11 protein-coding genes are annotated in these 8,032 nt (G+C 33.9%); all 11 read right to left on the bottom strand.

The annotated features are described in order from the left end of the window. Nucleotides 1–9: 9 nt before the first annotated feature. The 11 genes from IJL02_RS07030 to IJL02_RS06980 all read right to left on the bottom strand — a co-directional run bounded on the left by IJL02_RS07030 (nt 10) and on the right by IJL02_RS06980 (nt 7,794). Nucleotides 10–165 (bottom strand): 50S ribosomal protein L39e, encoded by a 156-nt coding sequence (locus IJL02_RS07030; RefSeq protein ID WP_004032463.1) that lies wholly within the window; start codon nt 163–165, stop codon nt 10–12. Nucleotides 166–185: 20 nt separating this feature from the next. Then, complete coding sequence (locus IJL02_RS07025) at nt 186–770, bottom strand: hypothetical protein (RefSeq protein WP_292813906.1); 585 nt, start codon at nt 768–770, stop codon at nt 186–188. 5 nt (nt 771–775) lie between these two features. After that, complete coding sequence (locus tag IJL02_RS07020) at nt 776–1,132, bottom strand: DNA-binding protein (RefSeq protein WP_292813903.1); 357 nt, start codon at nt 1,130–1,132, stop codon at nt 776–778. Nucleotides 1,133–1,154: 22 nt separating this feature from the next. Further along, a complete protein-coding gene (locus tag IJL02_RS07015) occupies nt 1,155–1,592 on the bottom strand; it encodes a 30S ribosomal protein S19e (RefSeq protein ID WP_292813900.1) in 438 nt (145 codons plus the stop codon). Between the two features lie 96 nt (nt 1,593–1,688). Continuing rightward, nucleotides 1,689–1,946, bottom strand: a complete 258-nt coding sequence (locus IJL02_RS07010) for a YhbY family RNA-binding protein (protein WP_292813897.1) — start codon at nt 1,944–1,946, stop codon at nt 1,689–1,691. Next, nucleotides 1,915–2,280, bottom strand: coding sequence for a ribonuclease P protein component 4 (locus IJL02_RS07005; protein WP_292813893.1), 366 nt, complete (start codon nt 2,278–2,280; stop codon nt 1,915–1,917). Before IJL02_RS07005 ends, IJL02_RS07010 begins: the two co-directional genes overlap by 32 nt. Nucleotides 2,281–2,485: 205 nt before the next feature. Then, entirely contained in the window at nt 2,486–2,878 is a 393-nt protein-coding gene (locus IJL02_RS07000) for a DUF2283 domain-containing protein (RefSeq protein ID WP_292813890.1), read from the bottom strand. After that, nucleotides 2,832–3,158 (bottom strand): hypothetical protein, encoded by a 327-nt coding sequence (locus IJL02_RS06995; RefSeq protein ID WP_292813886.1) that lies wholly within the window; start codon nt 3,156–3,158, stop codon nt 2,832–2,834. Before IJL02_RS06995 ends, IJL02_RS07000 begins: the two co-directional genes overlap by 47 nt. A gap of 201 nt (nt 3,159–3,359) precedes the next feature. After that, on the bottom strand, nt 3,360–3,896 hold the full coding sequence (locus tag IJL02_RS06990; RefSeq protein WP_292813881.1) for an adenylate kinase family protein: 537 nt from the start codon (nt 3,894–3,896) through the stop codon (nt 3,360–3,362). Nucleotides 3,897–3,917: 21 nt separating this feature from the next. Then, a complete protein-coding gene (locus tag IJL02_RS06985) occupies nt 3,918–5,012 on the bottom strand; it encodes a GTP-binding protein (protein WP_292813878.1) in 1,095 nt (364 codons plus the stop codon). A gap of 55 nt (nt 5,013–5,067) precedes the next feature. Further along, nucleotides 5,068–7,794: an STT3 domain-containing protein gene (locus tag IJL02_RS06980; RefSeq protein WP_292813873.1), complete on the bottom strand. Its 2,727-nt coding sequence runs from the start codon at nt 7,792–7,794 to the stop codon at nt 5,068–5,070. Nucleotides 7,795–8,032: the final 238 nt, after the last annotated feature.

The raw sequence follows: 8,032 nt of genomic DNA, 5'->3' as shown, positions 1-8,032 counted from the left end.
TAACCCCTCTTATAATTTAAGACTGTTTCTTCTCCAATGTCTAGGTTTTGGTCTGTATCTAAGTTTACGGTTAGTTTTAGCATAAGCCCAGATTGGAATTCTCCTATTTTGTTTGTTTGCTTTTGCCATTCTTAATTTTTTAGCTAATGGTTTATTTCTACTCATTTTCTCACCTGTAATAATAATTATTTTTTATATCCAATAACACGAGTTTGATAATGTTCTGGGAATATGTCAAGTGAATTTCCTCCTCTCTCATCAATCAGGGTTCTGATTTCGACTTCATAATCTGAACTGTTGTCCTTATTTGACTTTTCATGGGAAATTTCAAACAAATTGGATGTAATCAGTTTCACAGATTTGTGGCCAAAACTGTCCAGATTTATATACTGAACATCTTTTCTGTCTTCAAGACTTCTAATCTGATTGACTGATAGCTTTGGAGTTCTATCGTCACGTCTTGTCCCGTCGGCAATAATATCGTATTTTTCAGCCACCTGTTCTACAACATTTTCATGAATGAACTTTATTCCGTCGTTTGGAAATCCGTCAGCCATTATCATGTCACAGGTTTTTTCTAAAATTTCAATGTCTAGGTTTAATACCTTATGAGTAAACCCTAAAGACGCCGCTGATTTGCTGGCAGGAACATAAGAATCATAAACACCAAAATTTGCAGTGCACAATTCTACATCAAGACCCAATCTTTCAAGCATGACAGCCATAAAAGATGAATCCTTACCACCACTATATAATACAGCCGCTTTCATCGATATTATTTCCTTGTAATTTTGATTTCTCTTTTCTGACCAGCAATTTGTCTTAAAAGAACTTTTAACTGGTCGTCAGTAACTTTACCTCTTAAACTTCCTGCCTGTGCTGATTGAATTAATTGAAGTTCAATCTGTTCAACAAGTTCAGGTTTAGTTAATTTAAGATTACTTAATCTAGCACGAGCCTCAGAGGTCATAATCTGACCTAAAATTTGTTTTTTCTGAGCTTCAAATTGTTGTCTCTGTGCTTCTTGCTGTTGTGCTTGCATCGCAGCCTGTTGCTGTTGATTTTGCATAGCAGCTTGTTGAGCTTGTAATTCAGCCATTCTTTTTTGACGAATTTCATCTAAATCGCTCATATCAAACTCTCCGAATAACTAATTAATATTTTTCAAGTTCAGGAATATCTTTAATGATTTCAGCAGAAATTTTATCTAAGAATGATCTTCCTGCTGGGGAAACAACTCTTCCACCTTCAACTTTTTCAACATATCCTGCGTCTTCTAACTGCTGGAGTGCGGTTCTGATGATGGATCCGCTACCTTTTCTGAAAACTTCAGGACGTACACCACGGTCTTTTTTACCGCCGTAGAAAGTTCTTAAACTCATAACTCCTACTGGACCATCCATGTAAACTCTTCTGATGATAGAAGCAGTTCTTACATACCACCAATCAGCATTTTCTGGTTTTCTTTCTTTGTGAACACCAGTTTTAACAAAATTGGACCATGCAGGGGAATTGATTTTATCATTATTTTTAAATTCTTCTGCGACTTTTTTAATTAATAAATCTGCAGGTACATCAAATACAGTAGTCATATTAATTCTCCAATATTTTTATTAAATAATTGTAGCTTAATCCACTGTAAATTTAAGACCTAAAAAATAGGGCCTGTAACTCTAAATTTAAAATGTTTAAGGCTTTTTTTTATAGATTACAGCAACGTGTCCTCTAACATCTATAAGCTGTGCTTTAGTTTTAGAGACAATTTCATCTATGTAATCATCTTTATTTCTAGCGATATTTTTTGCAAATTTAAGTTTAACAATCTCATTAGCTTTGAGCTGACGTTTGATTTCTTCAATAACGTTATCATTGACGCCACCTTTACCAATGTTAATTGTCATCGCATTAAGAGCTCTATTCATCATTTCTTTTTTGCTTTGACTCATATTTAGCTCTCCTTTTTAACTTTTTTTCCTTGCGATAAGGAATTTTCATTACATGACCACATTCACCACAAAAAATGTTAACTTCTGAGCTAACTAGCCGGACGGTGCAATTATGGCCAGGATAGAGGAACTTCTTACATTTCTTGCAATACCTTCGGGACCATTTTTCAGGAACTTTGGTATTGTATTTTGTGGACAATTTCAAAGCAAGCTCTGTATAACGATTGGATCTTTCCGGATGGGTGATGAATTCCATCTCAGCACGCTCAAAAAGAATATTCATTCTTTCAATCGCTATATCAATCATCCATTTTGGTCGTTTTCCTCTACTCAAAAATATCCTCCTCATAATTATGAAAATAGGATATAATATTCAAAATTGAATTAAAATGATTTGCGCAAATTAAAACAAAAACCATAGTTAAAAAATAACCTTAGGTTAATATGAATATTAAGAATAAATATGTTTATTACCATTTATAAAGGTATGTATTTTTTTAGGATTTTTATAAGGTTATAAAAAAATTAAAAAAAAATAATTATGAAGCAAACATGTCCTTTTCACAGCTAGGAGCATTAATATCATTAATGAACTTATTAATTGTATTAAATTTATCATCAGGAGTGAAAATGTCAACATATAACTTAATTAAGTCTTCATTAATTGAGACATGAATCTTGATTTTTTCAATATTTTGCAAATCACCATTATCTGATTTGAATATTTTGGATGCATTCAAAAACTCAAATGCTGATGGATTTAAAAGAGTGTCAAAATCCATGAGAACATCACAGGTCATTTCAACAGTTTCTTCATAATCATAGTCTTCAATACGATGAATGAACAGTGCATCGCATTCATAATCATAACTCCACTTTAAAGAATTATCTCCATTCATTTTCTCCTTTCCTCCTGTTAATGCTAGCTTCATATGTAGTAATCAAGTTCATACTGTTATCATCATTTATCAAAACAATGAGATATAAATCTTTTTGAGTTTTTCTTGGATGTTTATAACATAATTTGAATTTATTTTCTTCTTGCTTCATCAGTCCTAATAGATTATGTCCAAAAAAGGCTTTAACCCAGGAATGAGGATTATCATGCCGTTGATGATTATTTTTTTTGAAATGAAACATCAAATTAACAATACTTGTTTGATTCACATTACAAAAAATATTTAGTGCTTCCTTCAATGAATAATCTTTCATATTAATCACATGCCATATTTAATTGTAACTTGAACTAGCTAGCAAGTTAGTTAATTATATCTATAACTTCCTATATTAATGTTTTTTAAGTGTGCAAATTCACAAAAGTGATTAATTAAAAAATAAGTAAAAATTGAAGTGATTTAATAAAATTGAAGTAGTTTAATAAAATTGCTTGTGGAATGAAAAATTGATGTGATACTATATTAACCAACTCATATAGTCAATCTCGCCAATACCTGGATTGACCTTATCTTCAACAACATCACAAATTAACTCAACAGACTCTTCAACATCCAAATCACTTACATCAATTTCACAGACATCTTCACCATAAAGCTCGTATGCCTCAGCAGTGCATACTCCCATAGCTTCAGCTTCCAGATTTTCCCGAATTTTACTTAGAGAATAATCCCGTGCTTCAAGCCTTAAGCGTAAAACTTCAGGTCTTACCCTTAAAACTATCACCTTATCGCTTCCGTGACATAAATGGGACAGATGCCCTTCAAAAATAAGCAATTCATCACTGGATTTTATGATTTCACCCACTTTCTCATCCAGCGCATCGATATCAATGACTTTATATCCCTTTTCATCATCGATTCCTAAAACAAAATCATTTTCAATAGCCAAATCGTTAATCTTGATTAATCTGCAGCCCAATTTCTGAGACAGTTTTTCACTGACAGTGGTTTTACCTGTACATGGAGTGCCGGTGATAAAAATAGTTTTTTTCATAATATCAAAAAAGAGTAAGAATTATTTTTTTAAAATAACTCTTAAAACATCCTCATCTTCAAGTACGTGGTCCGGACCTACCTTTTGACCTGGGAATTTAACTGAAGTTCCCCAAATCTTTGCATGGCGGAAATTCTTAACGAATTCCCTGTGTAATTTACCGCATGCATCAATAACAGTAGAACCTTTTTTAATGACCAGAGGATCTTCCATATCCGCTTTTCGCCCTTGCGGTTTGAGATAAACACGAACAAGGTCCAAATTGTCAAATATCAAATCCTTTAACTCATCGATATTTGTATTCTTATCGGCAGAAATCGGAATAAATTCAGGAATGTATTTTTTAAGCTCCTCAATGTATGCATCATCAACCAGATCCACCTTATTGAGTAAAATCAGCATCGGAACATAAGACTTGTTGCGGTCCAAAACATCAATGAACTGATCCATTGTAACGTCGTCTCTAAAAAGAACATCGGCGTTGATATATCCATATTCATTTAGAATTGACCTTATAGTTTTTTCATCCATATGAGTTAGTTTACATGTGGATGACACCTTAACACCGCCAAGTTTTTTCCTTTTAACGGTAACGTCAGGCGGATGTTCATTTGGTCTGATTCCAATAGCTCTAAGTTCTTTTAAAATAACATCAATATGTTGCGGATTAAAAGTATCCAATACAACCAGAATCAAATCAGCAGTCCTTGCAACGGATAAGATTTCCTTACCTCTTCCCTTACCGCTGCTTGCTCCGGTAATAATTCCAGGAATATCAAATACTTGAATTTTAGCATTTTTATGTTCCATTACGCCGGGAACAATATCCAAAGTAGTAAACTGATAAGCTCCAACCTTACTTTCAGCATTGGTAATGTTATTTAAGAGAGTAGATTTACCTACAGAAGGAAATCCTACAAGTACGACAGTAGCGTCACCAGATTTTTTAACGTGGAATCCCTGTCCTTTAGACCCACCGCTACTTCTTTGAAGAGATTCTTCTTTTAATTTGGATAGTTTAGCCTTGAGTTTACCAATGTGATGTGAAGTCGCTTTATTATATGGTGTCTTTTGAATTTCTTCTTCAATATCTTTTATTTTCTCCTCAATCCCCATTAAATCACCATATTAATTAAAATAAAAAAAAGTTTTAGATTAGGATTAACCTAACCTAAGTATTTGTTGAGTTACTACTGGAACTACCGCTAGCTCCACCGGCAACAGTGTTGTCAAAGTTTACATTGAACAGCATTACACCATTTTCCACGTGAACATTTTCAAATATGTCCTGACCAGCTCCACCTAAGAGGTATAATCTGGTAAACATGGAATTAGCCAGTTCATTACTGATTAAAATCGGTGTGTACTGGTCATCCTGACCCATCAGGAACAACGTAAAGTTAGCGTTTTTAACGTTGCCCACAGACTCATTTTTCATAACATAACCGTTTTCAATAACGAATATGTTTGAAATGTTTAATGGGTTATACGGTGTATCATTTATCATGATTTGCTGACCGTTTTCAGTGTAAACCGCTTCTGTATAAGCTGTTGTGGAATTGTTGCCAGAACCTCTTGAAATAACCGCATTAATAGTCATTCCTTGGTCATTGAGCAATGCTAATTTACCAGTGCTTCCAGGTTTTACAGTAACCTGTTCTGTTGGAACATAGTAGTTGTAGTTTTGGGAAGATTGGTTTTCGAAGTTCCAAGCACCGAAGTAACTCCACCAACCTGCTTTTTGAAGCATATCTGAAGATGCTACAAATATTACAGGACGTACCTTATCAGGGTGAGTGTATTGAATTACATCCTGCGCCTGTGCAGTGGTTAAATGATACTTGCTGACCAGATCTTTTTGAGCATCACTTGATGTTTTCGGTAGGATGTCAAGTAAAATCTCGGTTGCTTTTCCGGTATCATTGGTGTAGTTTACCAAAGCTTCGGTAGCTACTGTTCCTGTTGAATCCAACATTCTGAATATACCTGCAGACAATTCCAGATTATCTGTACTCATAGCCTGACCCAGCCAGAATGCACGCTGACCTGACTGAGAACCCCCATCGAATGTTACTTGCCTGTCGGCAGCAATTTCGAAGAGGTAACCGAAGTCCCACCAGGATGTGATTACAGTATCGTTTGCAGTATTTTCATTAATCCATGTCATTGCGTTCCACATTGCATCACTTGTACCCGGTACAACAGTTTCTGAAGTCTGGAAAGCTCCGCATACACTTGGAGATACCAATGCAAGTATTAAAGCTGCAACAAGCACATATTTTTTAAATGGAATCTTTTTAGATGCAATATCTGATTTGATAGCGTAAACAGCAGCCAAACCAATAGCAACAATAGCCAGGAATGCAACAACTCCAAATATGATGTTAATTTGAGCCAATGGAACTGCAGTTAAAAATCCGCAAGCAAATAATAAAACAACAATCCATCTGTCATCATTCAATTTATCTTTAATGTAATCTATTGCCAAACCGACAAAGATACCTGCCATAAGACCGAACGGCAATACGATTGTGGTAATGAACCTTGAACCTCTAGTTACTGCAAGAGCAGTGACGACTACCCAAACGACAAACAATGATGCATATAATATAGTTAAACGTTTGGATGACAATATATCATTGAAAGAGGAAATGTCAAATCCGCCGAGGTTAAGTTTGAATTTATAACCATCATCAATCTTTTTAGCAGAAGCCAATCTTTTGCCTTTAGGAGGTTTTTTAGTAGCAGATTGAGTGGTTTTAGGTTTAACTTTTCTGAAATCAAGTACTCTTTTAACCAAAGTGTATAATACAATTAAACCTGCAAATAATATCATTATACCTCCGATACCGTTTACAACACCGTTGGTATTGGCTAAAAATGCAGAAGTCATTCCTTTACCAAGTAAACTTGGCATTTGCATCTCTGCAACAGAAATAAGTACGTTCGGGAATCCACCTACAACTGTAGATGCAGATTGCAATGAAAGTAATCCTAATAATTGGTTAAATATACCGGTTACTCCGCTGACTCCTCGTAAAACAGCAAGTCCAACAAATGATATTACACCTAAAAGCACAATTGACAATATGTCTTTTTGGTGTATGAACCATGAAATCTTGTTTGAATAATCTCCTTGATTATCTTCTCCGACATTAAACAAGTAACAAGCAATTAAATAAACAACAGCAAATATGCCCATAAGACCTACATAAAAGATATAACCTGTCCATGATTGTGAAAACAATCCTATTGAAATAACTGAAAAGATTGCAAATAAAACTTTATAAATCATGTTCTTAGCCCGTATACTCTCAACAAAGAAGAATATAAAGAACAGTGCGAAAATGTAGTAGAACATATCTGTATCGAAAAATCCAGGGAATGTGTGCGCAAAGTAGTTCGGAGCAAGAACAATTATTAAAGTAGCTACAATAGCACCATATTCATTAGTTAATCTTCTGGAGAAGATATAAGCCGGAATAATAGCTAAAGTGGATATTATTGCACCAGTCCAGAAAGCTACTTGTTTTACAGAATAATCACCGAAGAATTTACCGGCCATGTCATGTAAAAACGAAGTTACCCATATGATACCCATCTCATAATTAATTTCTTCACCGGTAGGAGCGTACCTGTGCATATCCCACTCACTACCATTTATCATTTGGTCTCCTATATAACCATGATCTACATAATCCTCTGTCAACCTTAAGTTATAATATGAATCCATTTCACTGAAATAAGGAAGACCTGAAGAGTCAACGTATTCTGCTTTGTACTCATCAGAAAATACGTTTAGATCGGCTGCAGGAGCCTTTAATGCAAAGACAATAGCACATAAAACCAATATTATAATTACTGATTTTGCTACTGTCATGATTGTTTCTCTATTCATCAAAATCCTCATTTTAAGTTAATTTATTAAAAGTAAAATTTTTTTAATTTAATATCGATATTAAATAAAAATATTATAATATTTCAGCTAATATTTTTATTAAGAAATATTTATATTTTTTAACATTATTAAATATTTGCTTATCGAGGCAAACTCTTCAAAATTTAAATATTTCAAAAAATAATTAATTTCACCAGTTTATCCGAATAATTTAGTATCATTAATTTTTTAAAAAAAA

Origin of the sequence: Methanobrevibacter sp., from assembly GCF_017427765.1 — an archaeon.
Lineage (GTDB): Archaea > Methanobacteriota > Methanobacteria > Methanobacteriales > Methanobacteriaceae > Methanocatella.
Note: the sequence above shows the minus strand (reverse complement) of the source record. Positions and strands in the feature narration are given on the sequence as shown.